Source organism: Gilvimarinus algae (assembly GCF_030518215.1).
Lineage (GTDB): Bacteria > Pseudomonadota > Gammaproteobacteria > Pseudomonadales > Cellvibrionaceae > Gilvimarinus > Gilvimarinus algae.
On sequence record NZ_JAULRT010000054.1, the window covers coordinates 1 to 430 of the forward strand.

The 430-nt window shown below is 51.9% G+C and carries 1 protein-coding gene; it reads left to right on the forward strand.

The features are described 5' to 3' along the window. Positions 1–173: 173 nt before the first annotated feature. A partial coding sequence (locus tag QWI16_RS11175) for a hypothetical protein (protein WP_302713189.1) occupies positions 174–430 on the forward strand: 257 nt, incomplete at its 3' end.

Below are 430 nucleotides of genomic sequence, written 5' to 3' on the forward strand. Positions count from 1 at the left end.
CACCGGATTCGTTTGCAAGAGTGCCTCTGTCGTGCTCTGGCCGTGCTGATCACGGGCAGGAGGATGATTTTGCGCACTCAAAGCTGAACTAACCTCACAAACATGGAAATGGTGCCAGCATGAATTTCCCTTCTCTTACCGAAACTGGACGCCGTCGGAAGCTAGAGTCACCTATGCGGACCATCGTCATGGTTTTGGCCGCAGCGTTCGCAGCATGGGTGATTCACTCTAATCTGTTCATTATCGCAGACCCGCTCATTCAGGGGATCCTGTTTGTATCCGGGATTTTCACGATTCTCTTCCTGGCGATTGGCGCAACCGCGAAAGCCCCCGATAGCATTCCATTTTATGACTGGATTTTGTCTGCGCTCAGCTTGGCCTGCGGGATTTACTTCTATGTAAGTTCTGGCGAGATTGCGGACCGTATCAG